Annotated in this window: 17 protein-coding genes and 3 pseudogenes; 12 read left to right on the forward strand and 8 right to left on the reverse strand. The window is 74.1% G+C overall.

Features of this window, described 5'->3' with window-relative positions; all coding sequences use genetic code 11:
- Positions 1–207: 207 nt before the first annotated feature.
- Positions 208–1515: pseudogene (locus EAO77_RS05770) on the reverse strand (extracellular solute-binding protein); the annotation flags it as partial.
- 182 nt (positions 1516–1697) lie between these two features.
- Between EAO77_RS05770 and EAO77_RS05775 the strand changes: the two are divergent.
- From EAO77_RS05775 to EAO77_RS05785, 3 genes are all read left to right on the forward strand, one after another.
- Positions 1698–2630 (forward strand): ROK family protein, encoded by a 933-nt coding sequence (locus tag EAO77_RS05775; RefSeq protein WP_147987007.1) that lies wholly within the window; start codon positions 1698–1700, stop codon positions 2628–2630.
- Entirely contained in the window at positions 2630–3784 is a 1155-nt protein-coding gene (gene nagA, locus EAO77_RS05780) for an N-acetylglucosamine-6-phosphate deacetylase (protein WP_147987008.1), read from the forward strand. The genes EAO77_RS05775 and nagA overlap by 1 nt, the downstream gene beginning before the upstream one ends.
- Positions 3785–3907: 123 nt before the next feature.
- Positions 3908–4834 (forward strand): 1-phosphofructokinase family hexose kinase, encoded by a 927-nt coding sequence (locus tag EAO77_RS05785; protein WP_147987009.1) that lies wholly within the window; start codon positions 3908–3910, stop codon positions 4832–4834.
- Positions 4835–5076: 242 nt separating this feature from the next.
- On the opposite strand, the gene EAO77_RS05790 is transcribed toward EAO77_RS05785, so the two are convergent.
- Together EAO77_RS05790 and cdgB are read right to left on the reverse strand one after the other, a co-directional pair.
- Positions 5077–6063, reverse strand: a complete 987-nt coding sequence (locus tag EAO77_RS05790) for a CBM35 domain-containing protein (RefSeq protein ID WP_147987010.1) — start codon at positions 6061–6063, stop codon at positions 5077–5079.
- Between the two features lie 87 nt (positions 6064–6150).
- Complete coding sequence (cdgB, locus tag EAO77_RS05795; RefSeq protein ID WP_147987011.1) at positions 6151–7785, reverse strand: diguanylate cyclase CdgB; 1635 nt, start codon at positions 7783–7785, stop codon at positions 6151–6153.
- A gap of 433 nt (positions 7786–8218) precedes the next feature.
- On the opposite strand from cdgB, the gene EAO77_RS05800 reads away from it, so the two are divergent.
- Positions 8219–8773, forward strand: a complete 555-nt coding sequence (locus tag EAO77_RS05800; RefSeq protein WP_187283127.1) for a flavin reductase family protein — start codon at positions 8219–8221, stop codon at positions 8771–8773.
- A gap of 26 nt (positions 8774–8799) precedes the next feature.
- On the opposite strand, the gene arfB is transcribed toward EAO77_RS05800, so the two are convergent.
- Positions 8800–9237 (reverse strand): alternative ribosome rescue aminoacyl-tRNA hydrolase ArfB, encoded by a 438-nt coding sequence (gene arfB / locus EAO77_RS05805; protein WP_147987012.1) that lies wholly within the window; start codon positions 9235–9237, stop codon positions 8800–8802.
- A 142-nt stretch (positions 9238–9379) separates the two neighbouring features.
- On the opposite strand from arfB, the gene EAO77_RS05810 reads away from it, so the two are divergent.
- Positions 9380–9955 (forward strand): TerD family protein, encoded by a 576-nt coding sequence (locus EAO77_RS05810; protein ID WP_147987013.1) that lies wholly within the window; start codon positions 9380–9382, stop codon positions 9953–9955.
- A gap of 348 nt (positions 9956–10303) precedes the next feature.
- On the opposite strand, the gene EAO77_RS05815 is transcribed toward EAO77_RS05810, so the two are convergent.
- Positions 10304–11659, reverse strand: a complete 1356-nt coding sequence (locus tag EAO77_RS05815; RefSeq protein ID WP_147987014.1) for a M1 family metallopeptidase — start codon at positions 11657–11659, stop codon at positions 10304–10306.
- On the opposite strand from EAO77_RS05815, the pseudogene EAO77_RS41240 reads away from it, so the two are divergent.
- Positions 11652–11792: pseudogene (locus EAO77_RS41240) on the forward strand (heme-binding protein); the annotation flags it as partial. The gene EAO77_RS05815 and the pseudogene EAO77_RS41240 overlap by 8 nt on opposite strands.
- Positions 11792–11941, forward strand: a pseudogene (locus tag EAO77_RS05825) (heme-binding protein); the annotation flags it as partial. The pseudogenes EAO77_RS41240 and EAO77_RS05825, both read left to right, overlap by 1 nt.
- A gap of 263 nt (positions 11942–12204) precedes the next feature.
- Here the strand turns inward: EAO77_RS05825 and EAO77_RS05830 are convergent.
- Positions 12205–12744 (reverse strand): GlcG/HbpS family heme-binding protein, encoded by a 540-nt coding sequence (locus EAO77_RS05830; RefSeq protein ID WP_147987015.1) that lies wholly within the window; start codon positions 12742–12744, stop codon positions 12205–12207.
- Positions 12745–13309: 565 nt separating this feature from the next.
- Here EAO77_RS05830 and EAO77_RS05835 point away from each other — a divergent pair.
- The 3 genes from EAO77_RS05835 (at position 13310) to EAO77_RS05845 (ending at position 15699) form a co-directional block, all read left to right on the forward strand.
- The gene (locus tag EAO77_RS05835) at positions 13310–14434 is read left to right on the forward strand and encodes a sensor histidine kinase (RefSeq protein ID WP_147988973.1); all 1125 of its coding nucleotides are present in this window, start codon (positions 13310–13312) and stop codon (positions 14432–14434) included.
- A complete protein-coding gene (locus tag EAO77_RS05840) occupies positions 14434–15054 on the forward strand; it encodes a response regulator (protein ID WP_147987016.1) in 621 nt (206 codons plus the stop codon). The genes EAO77_RS05835 and EAO77_RS05840 overlap by 1 nt, the downstream gene beginning before the upstream one ends.
- Positions 15055–15198: 144 nt before the next feature.
- On the forward strand, positions 15199–15699 hold the full coding sequence (locus tag EAO77_RS05845; RefSeq protein ID WP_147987017.1) for a hypothetical protein: 501 nt from the start codon (positions 15199–15201) through the stop codon (positions 15697–15699).
- 95 nt (positions 15700–15794) lie between these two features.
- Here EAO77_RS05845 and EAO77_RS05850 read toward each other — a convergent pair whose 3' ends face one another.
- A complete protein-coding gene (locus EAO77_RS05850) occupies positions 15795–16496 on the reverse strand; it encodes a pentapeptide repeat-containing protein (RefSeq protein WP_187283247.1) in 702 nt (233 codons plus the stop codon).
- A gap of 207 nt (positions 16497–16703) precedes the next feature.
- Here EAO77_RS05850 and EAO77_RS05855 point away from each other — a divergent pair, with 207 nt between their 5' ends.
- Together EAO77_RS05855 and EAO77_RS05860 are read left to right on the forward strand one after the other, a co-directional pair.
- The gene (locus EAO77_RS05855) at positions 16704–17879 is read left to right on the forward strand and encodes an NAD(P)-binding protein (protein ID WP_147987018.1); all 1176 of its coding nucleotides are present in this window, start codon (positions 16704–16706) and stop codon (positions 17877–17879) included.
- A 64-nt stretch (positions 17880–17943) separates the two neighbouring features.
- Positions 17944–18951, forward strand: a complete 1008-nt coding sequence (locus EAO77_RS05860) for a zinc-binding dehydrogenase (RefSeq protein ID WP_147987019.1) — start codon at positions 17944–17946, stop codon at positions 18949–18951.
- 45 nt (positions 18952–18996) lie between these two features.
- Here the strand turns inward: EAO77_RS05860 and EAO77_RS05865 are convergent, their stop codons facing one another.
- Positions 18997–19482 carry a GNAT family N-acetyltransferase gene (locus EAO77_RS05865; RefSeq protein WP_147987020.1) on the reverse strand — a complete coding sequence of 162 codons (486 nt, stop codon included), beginning with the start codon at positions 19480–19482 and terminating at the stop codon, positions 18997–18999.
- Positions 19483–19521 lie beyond the last annotated feature (39 nt).

Here is a 19521-nt window from a genome sequence, read left to right on the forward strand (position 1 = left end):
CAACCTGGTCGAGCCGGGACTGACCGGCCCCGGCGCGCCCGCCGAACTCAACCGGAAGGACGCCTTCGCGGCGTTCACCCGGGGCGAGGTCGGCATGCTCAACGGCCACCCGTCCCTGATGCAGGCCGCGCGGAACAAGGGCGTCGAGGTCGGCGCCGTCGCCCTGCCGGGGCGGGACGGACAGGCGAAGTCGTCCATGGGCGTCGCCGACGCGTCGCGCTGGATCGCCCCGAGGGTCGCCGCCGGGCTGCCGCCCGGCGCGACGGCCTTGCCGACCGTCTTCTTCACGCTCTCGCTGACCGCCGCCCACGACGTCTTGCCGACGGGCGGCAGCACCGACTCGGGAAGCTCCGCGAGGAACGGCTTCAGATCCCGGTGCTCCGGGTCCTGCTCCATCGCCTCGGAGGCGGACACGGTCACCGGCAGCAGGTCGTTCTGGCCCGCGAAGGCGAGGACGTTCTCGTCGCTGAAGACGTAGTCGAGGAACTCGCCGATCTCCTCGCGGTGGCCGTTCTCCTTGAATCCCATGATCCAGTCGGCGACGCCCATGGACGACTTCGCCTGTCCGTCCCGCCCCGGCAGGGCGACGGCGCCGACCTCGACGCCCTTGTTCCGCGCGGCCTGCATCAGGGACGGGTGGCCGTTGAGCATGCCGACCTCGCCCCGGGTGAACGCCGCGAAGGCGTCCTTCCGGTTGAGTTCGGCGGGCGCGCCGGGGCCGGTCAGTCCCGGCTCGACCAGGTTGTCCCGCAGCCACTCGAAGGTGGAGATGTTGGCCTTGGAGTCGATCTGGTAGGTGTCGACCGCGTCGGTGTAGCCGGCGCCTCCGCTGAGCAGCCACATCATCGTCTCGGCCTGGGCCTCCTCCGGGCCGAGGGGCAGCGCGAAGGGGTAGGTCGCGTCGGTGCGGGCCTTCAGCCTGCGGGCGTCCGCGGCGAGTTCGGCCCAGGTCTGCGGCGCCTCGTCGATGCCCGCCTCGGCGAACAGCTCCTTGTTGTAGAAGAGCAGCCGTGTGGAGGCGGCGAACGGCAGCCCGTACTGGGTGCGCTGCTGCTCGCCCGCCTCGGTCAGCGGGACGAGGAAGTTGGACTGGACGGGAATGGAGAGCAGCTGGTCCGCGGAGTAGAGCAGGTCGTCCGCCGCGTAGTCGGCGTACGCGCCGATCTGCGCGATGTCGGGGGCGTCCCCCGCCTCGACCATCTCGGCGACCGTGCGGTCGACGTCGTTCCAGGACTCGATGCGGACGTCGACGGTGATGCCCGGGTGCTCGGCCTCGAAGGCGGCGGTGAGATCCGCCCAGTACTTCTTGCTGCTCTCGCCGCCCGCGACGTCGTAGTCGGCGGCGACCAGCCGGAGGGTGACGTCGTCCGATCCGCTGTCACCGCCGCAGCCGGCCAGCGAGACCGTCATGCCAAGTGCGGCGACCGCCGCGGTCAGACCTATGAAGGGCCGCTTCACAGCTCTCCCCACCCTCTGAGATTGGTTGCGTGATGTGCCCCGTCCGGTACGAGTCATCCCCCGTGACGCCCTGCGGAACGAACGTAGATTCTCCCATGCCCACCCATGAGGTCTACACCACTGCCGGTCTCGCTTCGGCAACGTGCGCCCCGGCGCTCGGATCATCCGTTTGTATGCACTGGTAACAATCTCGGTAAGTGGACTAGACCTATTCCCGGTCCAGGGGCAAGACTGTCCCCGTGAGACACGTCATCGCCCTCGATGTGGGCGGCACCGGTATGAAGGCCGCCCTCGTCGGCGCGGACGGGACCCTGCTGCACGAGGCACGGCGGGCGACCGGGCGGGAGCGCGGCCCCGAAGCCGTCGTGGAGTCGATCCTCGGCTTTGCCGAGGACCTCCGCGCCCACGGCCTGGAGCACTTCGGACAGACGGCGGAAGCCGCCGGCGTGGCCGTCCCGGGCATCGTCGACGCCGAGACGGGCGTCGCCGTCTACGCCGCGAACCTCGGCTGGCGCGACGTGCCGCTGCGGGAACTGCTCAGCGGCCGGCTCGGCGCGATCCCCGTCGCCCTCGGCCACGACGTCCGCACCGGCGGTCTCGCCGAGGGACGCATCGGCGCCGGCCGGGGCACCGACCGCTTCCTCTTCGTCCCGCTCGGCACCGGCATCGCCGGCGCCATCGGGATCGACGGCACCATCGAGGCCGGAGCCCACGGCAGCGCCGGCGAGATCGGCCACATCGTGGTGCGCCCCGACGGCCCCGACTGCGGCTGCGGCCGGCGCGGCTGCCTGGAGACCCTCGCCTCCGCCTCCGCCGTCACCCGCGCCTGGGCCGCCGCCTCCGGCGACCCGCAGGCGGACGCCGCCGACTGCGCGAAGGCCGTCGCGTCGGGCGACGCACGGGCCGTCGCCGTCTGGCAGGACGCGGTCGACGCCCTCGCGGACGGGCTGGTCACCGCGCTCACCCTGCTGGACCCCCGGACCCTGATCATCGGTGGCGGGCTCGCCGAAGCGGGGGAAACCTTGTTCACACCGCTGCGGGCTGCGGTCGAGGAACGCGTCACCTTCCAGAAACTGCCCGCGATCGTCCCGGCGGCCCTCGGGGACACCGCCGGATGCCTGGGCGCAGGGCTGCTCGCCTGGGATCTACTCGCCACGGAGGTATCCGACTGATGGCCGCTCGCGCCACAGCCACCGTTCTGGCCGGAGCCCGCGTGGTGCTTCCGACCGGGACCGTCGAGAACGGACGGGTCGTCGTCGAGGGCACGCGGATCGCCGGCGCGGCGAGCGCCGACGCCCCCGTGACCGACCTGTCCGGTCACTGGCTCGTCCCCGGCTTCGTCGACATCCACAACCACGGCGGCGGCGGCGCCTCCTTCACCTCCGGCACCGCCGAGGAGGTGCTCCAGGGCGTCGACACCCACCGGCGGCACGGCACGACCACCCTCGTCGCCTCCACCGTCACCGGCGAGATGGACTTCCTCGCCCACCGCGCCGGATTCCTCTCCGAACTCGTCGAGCAGGGCGACCTCGCCGGCATCCACTTCGAGGGCCCGTTCATCTCGCCGTGCCGCAAGGGCGCGCACAGCGAGTCCCTGCTGCGCGACCCGGACCCGGCCGAGGTCCGCAAACTGCTCGACGCCGCCCGCGGCACCGCCCGGATGGTGACGCTCGCCACCGAGCTGCCCGGCGGCATCGACTCCGTGCGGCTGCTGGCCGAGCACGGCGTGATCGCGGCCATCGGCCACACGGACGCCACCTACGAGCAGACCGCCGAGGCGATCGACGCGGGCGCCACCGTCGCCACCCACCTCTTCAACGCGATGCCCGGCCTCGGCCACCGCGCCCCCGGCCCGATCGCCGCCCTGCTGGAGGACGAGCGGGTCACCGTCGAGCTGATCAACGACGGCGTCCACCTGCACCCCGCCGCGCTGGAGCTCGCCTTCAACGCCGCGGGCGCCGGACGGGTCGCGTTCATCACCGACGCCATGGACGCGGCGGGCTTCGGCGACGGCCGCTACCAGCTCGGCCCGCTGGCCGTCGAGGTCAAGGACGGGGTGGCCCGGCTGGTCGAGGGCGACTCGATCGCGGGCTCCACGCTCACCCTGGACACCGCGTTCCGCCGCGCCGTCACCGTCGACCGGATCCCCGTGGAGGACGTCGTCCGGGCCATCTCCGTCAACCCGGCGAAGCTGCTCGGCGCCTGGGACCGCATCGGCTCCCTGGAGCCGGGCAAGGACGCCGACCTCGTCGTCCTCGACGAGGACTTCCGGCTCAAGGGCGTGATGCGCCACGGCGCCTGGGTGGTCGAGCCGCAGGCCGGCTGAGGTCACGCCACCGGGGCGGCCGGCTCAGGGGGCTGGACGACGGCCTCTTGGGCCGACCGCCCTCCGTTTGGCATGATCAGGACCCGTACGAGCACAGCAGGCGCTTTCTCAAGAGGTGTACGGGTGATCCTGACGGTCACGCTCAACGCCGCCCTGGACATCACCTACCGGGTCCCGGCCCTCACCCCGCACGCCACCCACCGGGTGGCCGAGGTCCGTGAGCGCCCCGGCGGCAAGGGCCTCAACGTCGCGCGGGTCCTCGCCGCCCTGGGCCACGACGCCGTCGTCACCGGCTTCGCCGGCGGCCGCACCGGCGCCGGACTCCACGACATGCTCGCCCCGCTGCCGGTGCGCGACGCGCTGGTGCCCGTCTCCGGCACGACCCGGCGCACCGTCGCGGTGGTCGACGGCACCACGGGCGACACCACCCAGCTCAACGAGCCCGGCCCGACCGTCACCGCCGGCGAGTGGTCCGCGTTCCTCGGCGCGTACGACGGCCTGCTGAAGGACGCGGACGCGGTCGCGCTCTGCGGCAGCCTCCCGCCGGGCATCCACGTCGGCGCCTACGCCGACCTCGTCCGCCGCGCCCGCGCCGCGGGCGTCCCGGTCCTCCTGGACACCAGCGGGGAGCCGCTCCGCCGGGGCGTCGCCGCCCGGCCGGACCTGATCAAGCCGAACGCGGACGAGCTCGCCCATCTCACCGGCGCCCGTGAACCGCGGCGTGCCGTGCAGGACGCCCGCCGCCGCGGCGCCCACGCGGTGGTGGGCTCGCTGGGCGCCGAGGGGCTGCTCGCCGCCACCCCCGAGGGCCTCTGGCAGGCCGCGCCCCCCGCCCCGGTGACGGGCAATCCGACCGGCGCGGGCGACTCCGCGGTCGCCGGACTGCTCTCCGGCCTGGTGGAGGGCCTGCCCTGGCCGGAGCGCCTGGCCCGGGCGGTCGCCCTGTCGGCGGCGACGGTCCTCGCCCCCGCGGCGGGCGAGTACGACCCGGCGGCGTACGAGGACCTGCTGGGACGCGTCACGGTGACGGAACGATCCGCCACGGGCTGACGCGTCACGGCGACGCCCCACCGGGTGGCGGATCGGCACGATGACGGAACGATCCGCCGCGGGCCGACGCGTCACGGCGACGGAACGATGCGCCACCCGGCCGGCACCACCGCGGGGCCCTTCGGGGCGCCCGCTCCGGCCCGCCTCGCCCCCCGCACGCGAGGAGCCCCCCGCCTGCGCGAGGGGCTCCCTGGGACCGCGGGGCCGGAAGGGGCGCCGTGCGGGCGCCGCCGTCAGGGGCGTCAGCCCTTCTGACCGGCCTCCAGCCAGACCTGGTCGAGGTAGGCGTCGCACTGGTTGCCCGCCTCGCAGGAGATCTTGAGGTCGTTCTTGCCCTTGTTGAGGTTGACGTAGGCGTAGGTGTTGGTCCAGCCCTTCTCCCAGTCGCCCTCACCGGCCTTCGCGAAGTTCGCCATGTTCAGCTCGCGGGGCGTCTGCCCGTTGATCGTGAGCGAGGTCTTCGCGTCCTTGCCGGGCACGCTGTAGGTGAGGTACATCGTGTACGCGCCGGCCTCCGGCACGGTCACGGACCAGCTCGCGGAGCCGCCCTCGCCGTTGAACATCACATAGCCGCCGCCGGTGCCCTTGGCGCCGGGGACGGTGTTCGCCGCGGTGGCCGGGCCGCCGAGCGTGAGGGTGGCGGCATCCTGCTTGGGCAGTTCGGCCGGGCCCTCGGGCTCCTTCGACGGCTGCTCGCTCGGCTTCACGGACTCCGCCGCCGTGGGGGATCCGCCGTTGCCGGGCTCGCCACCCGCCTTGTCCTTCTCGTCACCGCTCGTCATCAGAGCGGCTCCGATGCCGATCACCACCACCGCGACGACCGCGATGGCACCGATGAGCAGACCCCGGGTGTTCGGGCCGCCGCCGCGGCCGTGACCGCCCTGCGGGGGGACCGGCGTCTGACGCGTCTGGGCGCCGCCCGGGTAGGTCTCCGGCGCGGCGTAGGCGGCGGTCGGCTGACCGTAGCCCTGCTGCCGGCCGTAGCCGCCCTGCTGCCCGTGGCCCTGCTGCGGAGGGACCTGCGGCTGGGTGTACTGACGGCGCTCGCCGACCGTGCGGACCTGGTTGTACGAGGTGCGTGGCACACCGGGCTGCGCGGCCGGACCGGGGTAGCCGTAACCGCGCCCCTGGCCGGGCGGGGTGGCACCCGCTGCCTGACCGTCCTCGTACAGGTAGCCGAACGGGTCGTCGTTCTCGGGCGTGCCTGCGCCGTTGTTCGCGGCCGTCATCCAGTCACTCCTCACCATCTCGTCAGCACAATGCTGACGCCAGGCGAGCCTACCCGGTTCCACTCACCCCATCGGGTGTCCTGCGCCTCATCCGGCCCGGCGGTGGAGCTTGGACCGGGACCGCTTCTCCACGTACATCCGCTGGTCGGCCGACTGGAGGACCTCCTCCACGGACATCCCGCACTCCGCCCAGCCGATGCCGAAGCTCGCACCGACGCGGACCCCCCGGCCGCCGACCCGGATCGGGACGATGATCGCGTTCCGCAGCCGTACGGCCAGGTCGGCGGCGTCCGCCGCGCCCAGGCCGTCGGCGAGGACCACGAACTCGTCACCGCCGAGCCGGGCCACCGTGTCCCCGTCCCGCACGCCGGTGGTGAGCCGGCGCGCGACCTCGACGAGCACCGCGTCACCGGTCTGGTGCCCGAAGCGGTCGTTGATCGACTTGAAACCGTCCAGGTCGCAGAAGAGCACCGCGAGACCCTTGGTCCCGTCGTCGATGTCACCGTCCGGCGCCACCAGGTGGACGTGGTGGTCGTACGGGCGGCCCCCGAGGGCGTCGAACCCGAAGCCGTCGCCGGAGTACCCGTCGCCGTCGTAGGCGGCGTCGAGCGACTCGACGTCCGAGGCGTACGGGGCGTGCGGCCGCTCACAGAGCCGGGAGCTCAGCCGTGCCCGGAGCTCGGCGCTGTTGGGGAGTCCGGTGAGCGCGTCGTGCGAGGCGCGGTGGGCGAGCTGGAGCTCGTGGCGCTTGCGGTCCTCGATGTCCTCGACGTGGGTGAGGAGGAAGCGGGGGCCGTCGGCGGTGTCCGCGACGACGGAGTTCCGCAGGGAGACCCAGACGTAGGTGCCGTCCCTGCGGCCGAGCCTGATCTCCGCGCGACCGCCCTCCGCCGAGGTCCGCAGCAGGGTGCCGACGTCGTCGGGGTGGACGAGGTCGGCGAAGGAGTAGCGCCGCATCGCCGAGGCGGGCCGGCCCAGCAGCCGGCAGAGAGCGTCGTTGGTGCGCAGCAGCCGTCCGTGCTGGTCACCGCCCATCTCGGCGATGGCCATGCCGCTGGGCGCGTACTCGAAGGCCTGCCGGAAGGATTCCTCGCTGGCGCGCAGCGCCTGCTGCTCGCGCTCCAGCCGCACCAGGGCGCGCTGCATGTTGGCGCGCAGCCGGGCGTTGCTGATGGCTATGCCCGCCTGCGAGGCGTACATCTGGAGGGCTTCCTGGCCCCAGGGGCCGGGCCGGCGGCCGTTGCGCGGGCGGTCCACGGAGATGACGCCGAGCAGCTCGCGTCCGCCGCCCGAGGCGTACATCGGTGCGTAGAGGCGGTCGTGGGGGTGCCATTCGTCCTCGAAGCGCGGCTCGGGGCCGTCGGTGTGCCACTGCGGGACGTCGTCCTCGATCAGGACCCAGCCCTCGGTGTGCGGTATGAAGCGCAGGTCGCCCCAGCCCTCGCCCATGCCCAGCCGGCGGTCCCAGGAGGCGCGGGAGCCGACCCGTCCGGTGATCAGGGCCTCGGCGGCGGCGCTCCCGGCGAACGCGGCGACGACCAGGTCACCGTCGGGACGTACGAGGTTCACACACGCGAGTTCGTAGCCGAGTCCGGTCACGATGCCGTCGGCGACGGTCTGCAGGGTGTCCGCCAGGCTGCGAGCGGTGTTCAGCTCCGCGACCACCTGGTGCAGCTGCCGCAGGGTCGCAAGACGGACGTAGGGCTCCGACTCGGTCTCCATCGCTCGCTCTCCCCGAGACCTCGACAGCAAACTCCAGGATTCTGATCGGCTTTCTCGTAGCGGGTGTTCCGGCCACTGAATCACAGTGAGCTGTCCCCTCGGTACACAGGGTCAACAAATAGTCGCCTCTGTGACTCAAGTCACAACAGGTGATGAAGGATCAGATGCCCATGACGGCCTTCCGCCGTCGTTTTCTTGAACACACAACCATGTCAGGGACTTCCCACGGGTGTTCCCGGGGCGTCCCCCCGGGCCCGGCCCGCTCCCGCCGGGGAGACGACCCGGTGAACGACAGGCGGCACTTCGGGAACGTACGGGTGAATCCGCGGCAACCGTGCCGGAAATGTACATCCCCGATGGCCGGAAGTCCTAGGACTCGGCTGGTCCCAGGGCCCGATGCGCTCCGCTGGGCGGCCCGGCTAGCGTGCCGGGTGTGTTCCCTACGACGATCGCCACCAGCACCGCCCCCGCCGTCCCCCATGCTGAGGGGGTGAGCAACGACGAGTTCCGCGCCGCGATGGCGAGACTGGCAGCCGGAGTGGTGCTGATCACCGCCCGCGACGCCGACTACGGTCCGCGCGGCGAGGACGTGGGCATGACGGCGACGGCGTTCATGTCGGTCTCCCTCGACCCGCCCCTGGTCCTGGTGAGCCTGCGCACCGGGTCCCGGATGGACGACCTGCTGGCGGAGCAGCCGCTGTGGGGGGTGTCCGTCCTGGCCGAGAACCAGCGCCAGATCGCCGGACGGTTCGCGATGAAGGGGCGCGTCAGCGACCGCCTGCTCTTCGAGGACCTGGCGTACGAACGCGGCGAGGTGTGCGGCGCGCCGCTCGTCGGGGGCGCTCTCGCGACGCTGGAGTGCCGCACCGAACAGCGCGTCGAGGCGGGCGACCACACGCTCGTCGTGGGCCGGGTGCTGACCGCGTCGGCCGGCGGCGACGACGGCCCGCTGACGTACTTCAAGGGGCGCTACCGCCACCTGGGATGAGGCTTCGGCCCCGCCCGGCCGCCCGTTCAGGACCAGTCGCGGCCCGAGCGTCCGCGCTTCGTCTCCGCGCGCTGCTTCTTCTCGCGCAGCCGCCGCTCGTTGATGCCGCGGGGGATCCGCGTCGCACGGCGCGGCCGCGGCGGGGGCGCCGTCGCCTCGGCGAGGAGGGACGCCAGACGCACGGCCGCGGTCTCGCGGTTGCGCCACTGGGAGCGGTGCTCCGAGGCGCGCACGGCGATCACTCCGCCCACCAGCCGGCCCGCGAGCCGTTCCAGGGCGCGCTCCTTCCACACCGGCGGCAGGGCGTCGGTCGCCGCCAGGTCGAAGCGCAGCTCCACCTGCGAGTCGCTCGTGTTGACGTGCTGGCCACCCGGCCCCGAGGACCGCGAGAAACGCCACTGGAGCTCGGCCTCCGGCAGGGAGACGGAACCGCGGATGATGTAGGGCCCGGACATGACACCCATGGTCCCGCGCCCGCGGCGGGCCCGTCATCCGCTTTTCCGCCGGTTCGCGGAACCTGCCGGAGCCCTGCCCGCGTTATGACGGATGACGGTAACTTCGCAGACAGCTCGAAGCCCGCACTCACGAACCGAAGGGGACTTCCCAATGGCAGTAAGCCTGTCCAAGGGCGGAAACGTCTCGCTCACCAAGGAGGCGCCCGGCCTGACCGCGGTCACCGTCGGCCTCGGCTGGGACGTCCGCACCACCACCGGCACCGACTTCGACCTGGACGCCTCCGCGATCGGGGTCAACGCCGCGGGCAAGGTCGCCTCCGACGCGCACTTCGTCTTCTTCAACAACAAGGCGACGCCGGACCAGACCATCGTCCACACCGGTGACAACCGCACCGGCGAGGGCGGCGGCGACGACGAGCAGATCAACGTCAACCTCGCGGGCCTCCCCGCCGACGTGGACAAGATCGTCTTCCCGGTCTCGATCTACGACGCCGTCGCCCGCTCCCAGAACTTCGGCCAGGTGCGCAACGCGTACATCCGCATCGTCAACCAGGCCGGCGGCGCGGAGATCGCCCGCTACGACCTGAGCGAGGACGCCGCCGTGGAGACCGCCATGGTCTTCGGCGAGCTCTACCGCAACGGCGCGGAGTGGAAGTTCCGCGCGGTCGGCCAGGGTTACGCCGCCGGCCTGGAGGGCATCGCCCGCGACTTCGGCGTCAGCATCTGAGCCGTCCGCACCGCCGCCGCGCACGACGCGTGACGACCGCGCAGGGCCCCGGCCGCCTCCGGCGCCGGGGCCTTCGCCGTGCGCGCCGGGTGAGCTTGCCCGCCCGGGAGGCCGGGTCCTTCGCCGTGCGCGCCGGGTGAGCTTGTCCGCCCGGGAGGCCGGGTCCTGCGCCGTGCCGGACGGGCCGCCCGCGGTCCGGGTCCTGCGCCGTGCCGGACGGGCCGCCCGCGGTCCGGGTCCTGCGACGTGCAGTGCAGGCCACCCGCGGTCCGGGTCCTGCGACGTGCAGTGCAGGCCACCCGCGGTCCGGGTCCTGCGACGTGCCTTGCAGGCCACCCCCGGGGTGCGTCAGGCGGTGGGCGGGCGGGCCTCGCCGTACAGCCAGGCCTCCCACACCTCGCCCAGGTCCCGGCCCGACTCCTCCTCCGCGTACGCCGTGAAGTCGGCGGTGGACGCGTTGCCGTGGCGGTGCTCCGCCGCCCATCCGCGCACGATCCGGAAGAAGCTCTCGTCGCCCACGGCCGCCCGCAGCCGGTGCAGGACCATCGCCCCCCGCGCGTACACCGGTGGCCCGAACAGGTCGGCCGGGCCCGGCGGCTCGGCGGGCGGGAAGGCCCAGTTCGCGTCGTCCTCGTACGCCGCCCGGAAGCTCCTGCCGACGGGCACGTCCTCGGCGTCCTCGCGCCACAGCCACTCCGCATACGTCGCGAAGCCCTCGTTCAGCCAGACGTCCTGCCAGGACTCCGGTGACACCGAGTTGCCGAACCACTGGTGCGCCAGCTCGTGCACGAGCGTCGTCTCGTCGAACTGCCCCAGCGGGAAGACCGGCCGGGACTGCGTCTCCAGCGCGTAGCCGAGCCGGTCGTCCGGCACCACGACCGCCCCCGCCGAGGAGAACGGGTACGGGCCGAAGCGCTCCGTGCACCACGCCAGGAACTCCGGTACCCGGCGCAGCAGTCCGCTCGCCCTCTCCGCGACCGCCGGGTCCGCCGCGGTCACGACCGGCAGCCCGGACGCCGACCGCGAGGACGTCACCCGCAGATCCCCGATCGCCAGGGTCGCCAGATAGCCGGCCATCGGCTCCGCCGACCGCCAGACGGAGGTCGTGCGCCCGCCCGCCGTGCGTTCCCCGGTCCGCACCCCGTTGGAGACCGCCCGCCGGCCCTCGGGCACGGTGACCGTGACGACGAACGTGGCCTTGTCCGACGGGTGGTGGTTGCCGGGGAACCAGGCCGCGGAGCCGGACGGCTGCCCGACGGCGAGCGCCCCGCCGGGCGACCGGAGCCACCCCTCGCGCGAGTCGTCGGCGTCGGTGACCGCCCGCGGGACGCCCGCGTACCGCACGACGGTGCGGAAGACGGCGCCGTCGGCGATGTCGCGGCGCGGGCGGACGACCAGTTCGTCACCGGCCCGGTTCGCGGCGGCCGCCCGGCCGTCGACGGTCACCGAGCCCACCGTCATGCCGTGCAGGTCCAGATGGAAGGCGCTGAGATCCTGCGTCGCCCGCGCGGTGACCTCGGCACTGCCGGCGAGACGTCCGGTCGCCGGGTCGTAGTCCAGGGTCAGGGCGTAGTGCCGGACGTCGTACCCGCCGTTCCCGAGCTTCGGGAAGTACGGATCCCGCAGACCCGCCGCGCCCGGCCGCCCCTGCACCCCGCCGGCCGGGCGCGGCGGGTCTGCGGGATCCGTACTTCCGAAGGACATCCCCGGCACCCTCTTCCTCGGTGGCGGTGCCCCGGTGCAGGTCAAGGGCGCGCCGATCGCCGGCATCGGCGTCGCGGGCGCTCCCAGCGGCGACCTGGACGAGAAGTTCGCCCAGGCGGGTGTGGCGGCCCTCAAGACATCCCCGGCACCCTCTTCCTCGGTGGCGGTGCCCCGGTGCAGGTCAAGGGCGCGCCGATCGCCGGCATCGGCGTCGCGGGCGCTCCCAGCGGCGACCTGGACGAGAAGTTCGCCCAGGCGGGTGTGGCGGCCCTCAACCGCTAGGAGCTCTTCGCCGGGATCAGGGCRCGCGAGCCCGCCGGGAGCCGGACGAGCGGCCTCGGCCCGACGGCCGGCTCACCGCGCCCGACGGCGCGGCAGACGGCCGGGCCCGCGGGGGCCGCAACGGGAACGGGCCCGGAGGCAGGGTGCCTCCGGGCCCGTCGCGGGCGTTGCCGCGCCGTCGGGCGCGGTGAGCCGGCCGTCGGGCCGAGGCCGCTCGTCCGGCTCCCGGCGGGCTCGCGTGCCCTGATCCCGGCGAAGAGCTCCTAGCGGTTGAGGGCCGCCACACCCGCCTGGGCGAACTTCTCGTCCAGGTCGCCGCTGGGAGCGCCCGCGACGCCGATGCCGGCGATCGGCGCGCCCTTGACCTGCACCGGGGCACCGCCACCGAGGAAGAGGGTGCCGGGGATGTCCTTCAGATTGGGGGCGTTCTCGAGACGCTTCACCAGCTCGGACGTCGGCGCGTTCCAGGAGACCGCGGTGTACGCCTTGCGCTCGGCCGACTCGAAGGACTGCGGGCCGGCCCCGTCGCCGCGCAGCGTCACGATGGTGTTGCCGTTGCGGTCGACCACGGAGACGGTGATCCGCTGGTTCTCCTTCTCGGCGGCCTTCAGCGTGGCCTGCGCGGCCTTGGTGGCGGCCTCGACCGTCAGGTGCGTGGTCTGCTGGAGGTTGCGGTTCGAGACGTCCGCGGTGACGGCCGCACGGGTCTCCGCGGCCGGGGCGGCGGCGTTGGCGGACACGGCGCCGAACGCGCCGGCGGCGACGGCGACGGCTGCTGCACTGCCGATCAGGATCTTCTTCATGATGTTCACTCCTTGGAACCGGGGTGGTCGTCGGGGGATCCGGACGGACCGGTGGGGATCGCGGTCGAGCGCGCCGCCGGACGGACGCCGCGGGATCACACGGATCGCCGCGGTCCGCCGCGACCGTGGAGGTCGCGGCGGACCCTGCGGATCTCGGGATCCTGCGGATCTCGGGGATCCTGCGGTTTCCGGGTCCTGCGGTTCCACGGGCTCACGGGGTCTCCGCGGGCCGTCCCCCGGCCGCTGCTCGCTGTTCGCTGCTCGCTGCCGGGAGGGCGTTGCGCTCTGACATCGATCCTCCGGCCCGGCACGGGGGCTCGCGGTCGCCGGAGCGGCTGCCTCCGCCGTGCGGGACGGCCGACGGGCGTGTCAGCCGATCGGTTGATGCCGTGGTGGTCCCGCCGGGTCAGGATGGATGCGTCGTGGCTGGTCACGGCGGGACGGCCGCCCGGTGGCCGGCGCCCCGCGACGCCACCCGGGCCGCAACGGCACGACGTGACGAGGAAGGAGGCGGAGCACGGTGGAACACGAGCGGGACCCCGACGCCCACTGGCTGGCCCGCGTCATGCACATGGCGTTCTTCCTGCTGCTCGGCGCCTCCCTCAGCCGCTATCTCCTGCGGCACCCCTGGGAGCCCCGGTCGCCCTGGATCATCGGGCTGTCGGCGGCGCTCGCGGTGCTGTACGTACTGGGACCCGCGTTCGCCCAGCGGGCCCGCCGCGCGACCACGCGGCGGACGGTCTGGCTGGCCGGCGTGGTGGCCGTGTGGATGGTCCTCGTCGTCCTCGCTCCCAGCTTCGCCTGGTGCGCGGTGCCGCTGTTCTACACCGGCATGCGCACCCTGCCGCCCCGCGCCGCGGTCGTGCTGGTCGCACTGCTGACGCTGTTCGTCGTCGCCGCCCAGCTGCGGCTCGCGCACGGCGGCTTCGACCCCAACCTGGTCATCGCGCCGCCCGCCGTCGCCGCCGTCGCCACCGCCGTCTTCGTCCATGCCGAGCGGCTCGCCGCACGCCAGCGCGCCCTGATCGACGACCTCATCAGGACCCGGCGCGAACTGGCCGCCACCGAGCGCCGCGAGGGCACCCTCGCGGAGCGCCAGCGGCTCGCCATGGAGATCCACGACACCCTCGCGCAGGGACTGTCCAGCCAGCAGATGCTGCTCCAGGCGGCCGACCGCACCTGGGAGGGCGACCCCGCCACCGCCCGGCGCCATGTCCGCACGGCGGCGTCGATCGCCGAGCACAACCTCGCCGAGGCCCGCCGGTTCGTGCACGACCTCGCCCCCGCCGACCTGGCCGAGGGCGGCAGTCTCGAAGAGGCGCTGCGCACGGTCGCGCTCCGCGAGTCGGCCGGCTTCCGGGTCGACGGCAGCCCGGCCCCGCTCCCGGAGCGCGTCCAGTCGGCCCTGCTGCGCATCGCCCAGGGCGCGCTGGCCAACGTCCGCGAGCACGCGGGCGCGACCACCGCGGCGGTGACCCTGACCTACCTCGACGACCAGGTCGTCCTCGACGTCGCCGACGACGGCCGGGGCTTCGAGCCGGCCGCAGCCGCGCCCGGCGGCGTGCGCGGTCACGGCCTGCCGGCGATCCGGGCCCGGGTGCAGCAGCTCGGCGGCACCCTCACCATCGAGTCCGCGCCCGGCGAGGGCACGGTCCTGTCCGCCGCGATCCCCCTCTCCCTGGAGACGTGATGACCGTACGGATCCTGCTCTGCGACGACCACGCCGTGGTGCGCGCCGGGCTGCTCGCGCTGCTGGGCAGCGTCGACGGCATCGAAGTCGTCGGCGAGGCGGGCAGCGGCGAGGAGGCCGTGGCCATGGCCGCCAAGCTGGTGCCCGACGTGGTCCTGATGGACCTTCAGCTGGGCTCCGGCATCGACGGCGTGGAGGCCACCCGGCGGATCGCCTCGCCCCGGGTGCATGTGCTGGTGCTCACCACGTACGACACCGACGCGGACATCACCCGCGCCATCGAGGCGGGGGCGACCGGCTATCTGCTGAAGGCGGAGCGCCCCGACGAGCTCTTCGCCGCGATCCGCGCCGCCGCCGAGGGCCGGACCGCCCTGTCGGCACCGGTCGCGGGCCGGGTCATGGACCGGATGCGCGGCGCCGCCGGGCCGACCCTCACCGAGCGGGAGCGCGACATCCTCAGCCAGCTCGCCCAGGGCCTCGGCAACCGGGAGATCGCCCGCGCGCTGTTCATCAGCGAGGCGACGGTGAAGACCCACCTGGGCCGCATCTACGCCAAGCTCGGCGTCGACACCCGCGCGGGAGCGGTGGCGGTGGCCAAGGAACAGCGCCTCCTCCCCTGAGCCCTGCGGGCCCGGCCGTCCCACCGCCCGGCCGTACTCCGCCGCCTCGCGAAGCCGGTGGCTCCCGCGGCCCGACCGGTCGTCCAGCCACCCGCCCCGGGACGGGCGACGGGCAGGCACTCCCGGCATGACACCATCGGTCCCGTGCTCGACATCGGCTACTCCCTCTCACGCCGCTTCCCCGACCCCCCGCAGACCGACTACCGGCGCGCGGACGTCCACGCGCTGCGGCACGACCTGTTCTGCGGGGACGTCTACCTGGCGGACACCAAGGCGGACCGCGAGGTGTCCACAGCCTGGGGATGGGTGCCCGTGCTCGACTTCGCCTGGGCCCTGTGCGACATCGTGGAGCAGCTGGACCGCGACCCCCTCGGCAGCCGTGCCGCGAAACCGCAGTACGCCGAGATCGACTTCACCGAGTCCACCGACCTCATGCTCTTCGAGCGGCGCTTCGGCTGGGTCGACGTCGAGGCCGACTGGATGCCGGGCGACGAACCTCCCCTGACGTTCGGCCACACGGTGCTGCGCCGGGAGGCACGGGACTTCCTCCACGACCTGATCGCCGACCTCACCGACATGCACGAGGGCCTCGCCGACAACCCCGCCGTCTGGGACCTCCAGGCACGCTTCCCCCGCATCGCCTGACCGGCGGACCGCCGCCCCCGACCTCCGGCACCCCCCGACGGACCCCGGCAGCGCCCGGCGGACCCGCTCACCGGACCTGCCTGCGCGTCACCTGCTCAGGACGCCGCGTCCTCCACCCGGACCCCGATCTGCGCCGCGAACGCCGGGGCCAGATCCAGCAGCTGCCCCGGACTGATCACCGCGCCGGCCAGCCGCTCCACGCCACGTGCGACGTCCAGCTCGGCGACGGCCCGCAGATCCACGTCCTTCATCCGCACCGCGCCGAAGTCCACCCGCCGCAGCACACAGTCCCGGAACGCCACCCGCTCCAGCTGCGCCCCCGCGAAGTCCGCCTCCGCCAGCACACACCCGTCGAACACCACATCCGTCAGCCGCGCCTCCCGCAGATTCAGATAGTCGATCTTCCCTCCCTTCAGCACCACCCCCGTGAGCACCGCTCCGTGCAGCTGCGCCCCGCCCAGCCGCGCGTCCCGCACCTCCACATCGCGCAGCGACGCCCCCGCGAGGTCCGTCCCCACGCCCCGGACGCCCTCCAGCACGCTGTCGACGAACCGGGCACCCGCCAGCCCCGTGCCGTCCAGCGCGCACTCCCGCAGCGCGCAGTCGATGAACCGGGCGCCCGCCCCCTGCTGACCGCCGAGATCCAGCCCGGCGAACTCCACCCCGTCGTAATCCCCGTCCGGCTCCAGCCCGCCGCCCTCGAAGGCCGTCAGCGGCGGCAGCCGCACCTCCGCCATCCGGGCGGCCGCCACCGCCGCCCGCTTCGTCCTGCCCCGCGCGTTCGCCATGCCCACCATGGTGACGTGCACCACTGACAACGCCCTCCCGGCCGTCCGATGTCACATCCGCGGGCCCCCGATCCGTCCCCCTCATGACGGAGGACCGGCCCATGACGGAGGACCGGCCCCCGTCACGGGACCGACGGGCACCGACGGGCCCGCCCGGGAGGCACCGGCCGCCCGGGCACCGGGAGCCCGGCACGTGCGGACACGGAGGAGATCAGCATGCAGAGGATCACGGTCGTCGGCGGCGGCCTCGCCGGACTCACCGCGGCCATCACCGCCGCGGAGTCCGGGGCGCGGGTGACGCTCTACGAGGCGCACCACACCCTCGGCGGCCGGGCCCGCACCGCGGAGGGCCCCTACCGCACCAACGAGGGCCCGCACGCCCTCTACCGCGGCGGCCCGCACTGGACCTGGCTGAAGCAGCGGAGGCTGCTCGGCCCCATGGCGTCCGTGCCGCCCCTCGACGTCGCCCGGTTCCGCTTCCGCCGCGACGGGGCGCTGCGCAGGACCCCGCCGCTCGGCATGCTCAGGATCGCCCGCAGGCCCGCCGCCGAGGCCCCCGTCGAAGCGGACTTCCTGAGCTGGGCCACCACGGTCGCCGGACCCGCCGCGGCACGCGCGGCGGCGCATTACTCGGGTGTCGCGCTCTTCCACCACGACCCCGGCTCGCTGTCCGCCCGGTTCGTCCAGGAACGGCTCCGGCGCGCGACCGCCCTGCCGCCCGAGGCGCACTACCCCCGCGGCGGCTGGGGCGCGCTGATCGACCGCATGGCGGCCCGCGCCTGGGACATGGGCGTGCGGATCGAGACCACGTCACGGGTCGACGCACTGCCCGAGGACCACGGCCCGGTCGTCGTCGCGACCTCCCTCGACGCGGCCCGGGTGCTGCTCCGGGACGAGGGCCTGCGCTGGACGAGCGGGCGCACCGCCCTCGTCGACCTCGCCCTGCGTACGCGCCGGGGCGACCCGTTCGTGGTCAGCGACCTCGACGCCCCGGGCTGGGTGGAGCGTTTCACCGCGCAGGACCCCTCGCTCGCCCCCGCCGGCCGGTCGCTGCTCCAGTGCCAGCTGCCGGTCGGCCCCGACGGCTCGAAGGCCGACGGCGTGGCCCACGCCGAAACCCTTCTCGACCTCGGGTTCCCCGGCTGGCGCGAGCGCACCGAATGGCGGCGTGCGTCCCTCGCGACCGGCCGTACGGGAGCGGTCGACCCGCCCGGGACCACCTGGCGCGACCGGCCCGCCATCGACCGCGGCGACGGCGTCTACCTCGCGGGCGACCAGGTCGCGGCCCCCGGACTGCTCTCCGAGGTGGCGTTCAACAGCGCCCTGGAGGCGGTCTCCCTCGCCCTGCGCGACGGCAGCCCCAGCCGCCCCCTTGACCTCAAGCGCACTTGAGGAAGAAGGGTGGGCGGGTGCCCCCACCCGGGGGTACCCGCCACCACGCAAGGGAGCCCCCACCATGCACGCCGTCCGCCTGCACGCCTTCGGCCCCGCCGAGAACCTCGTCCACGAGACCGTCGAGGACCCCGTACCCGGACCCGGCCAGGTGCGGATCTCCGTCGCCGCGGCCGGTGTCCACCTGCTCGACGCCGCACTGCGCGAGGGCCTCCCGGGCCCCTACCCGACCCGCGTCGAGCTGCCCACGATCCCGGGCCGGGAGGTCGCCGGCACCGTCGACGCCCTCGGCGAGGGCACCGACCCGGCCTGGCTCGGCCGGCCCGTCGTCGCCCACATCGGCATGAACCCCGGCGGCTACGCCGAACTCGCCGTCACCGGGGCCGAGCGGCTGCACGAGATCCCCGACGGCCTCGACCCGGCCGAGGCCGTCGCCATGATCGGCACCGGCCGCACCGCCCTCGGCATCCTCCAGTTCACCGACCTCGGCCCCGCCGACACCGTGATCGTGCCCGCGGCGGCCGGCGGCATCGGCACCCTGATCGTGCAGTACGCCAGGAACGCGGGCGCCGAGGTCATCGGCCTCGCGGGCGGCCCGGAGAAGGTCGCCAGGGTCCGCGCCGGCGGCGCCGACCTGGCCGTCGACTACACCCGCGACGACTGGGCCGCACAGGTCCGGACCCACCTCGGGGGCCGCGGGGCCACCGTCCTGTACGACTCCGTCGGCGGCGAGATCGCCCGCACCGCCGGCGAGCTGCTCGGCAAGGGCGGACGGATCGTCGTCTTCGGCTGGTCCAGCCAGGGCTTCGAGGAGGCCCCGCCGGTCTTCACCGACGAGGAACTCGCCGCACGCGGCATCATCTCCGAGGGCGTGCTCGGCCCCGCGATGCTGGAGCGCGCGGGCGGCCTGCGCGCCCTGGAGACCCGCGCCCTGGCGGAGGCCGCGTCGGGCCGGCTGCGCCCGGCGGTCACCCGCTTCCCGCTGGAGCGCGCCGCCGACGCGCACCGCGCGCTCCAGACGCGCGGCACGGTGGGCAAGGTCGTCCTCGTCCCGGGTCCCGCGACGTCCTGAACCGGCGCGCGACCACCCGGCCCGCGCCCTGGTCCGCCCCCCCGCCTACTCCGCCCGCTCCCGGGCCCCCAGCGACGCGAGCGCCCCGTCCGTCAGCCGGTACACCGTCCACTCGTCCTGCGGCTTCGCACCGAGGGACTCGTAGAACGCGATGGACGGGGCGTTCCAGTCCAGCACCGACCACTCCAGGCGCTCGTAACCGCGCGCCACACAGATCCGCGCCAGCTCCGTCAGCAGCGCCCGCCCGTGGCCGCCGCCCCGCACCTCGGGGCGCACGTACAGGTCCTCCAGGTAGATGCCGTGGACACCTCGCCACGTCGAGAAGTTGAGGAACCACAGGGCGAACCCGGCGACCTCCCCGTCGTCCGTCTCCGCGATGTGCGCGAAGGCCGCCGGGCGCTCACCGAACAGGGCCTCGCGCAGGTCGTCCTCGGTCGCCCGGACCTCGTCCAGGGCCTTCTCGTAATCGGCCAGCTCCCGGACCATCTCGTGGATCACGGGCACGTCGGCGGGGGTCGCGGTGCGAATCATGGCCACAGACTGCCCCGCGCCCCGCCCGCGGGGCCACCG

The sequence above is a fragment of the Streptomyces sp. T39 genome (assembly GCF_008042045.1).
GTDB lineage: Bacteria > Actinomycetota > Actinomycetes > Streptomycetales > Streptomycetaceae > Streptomyces.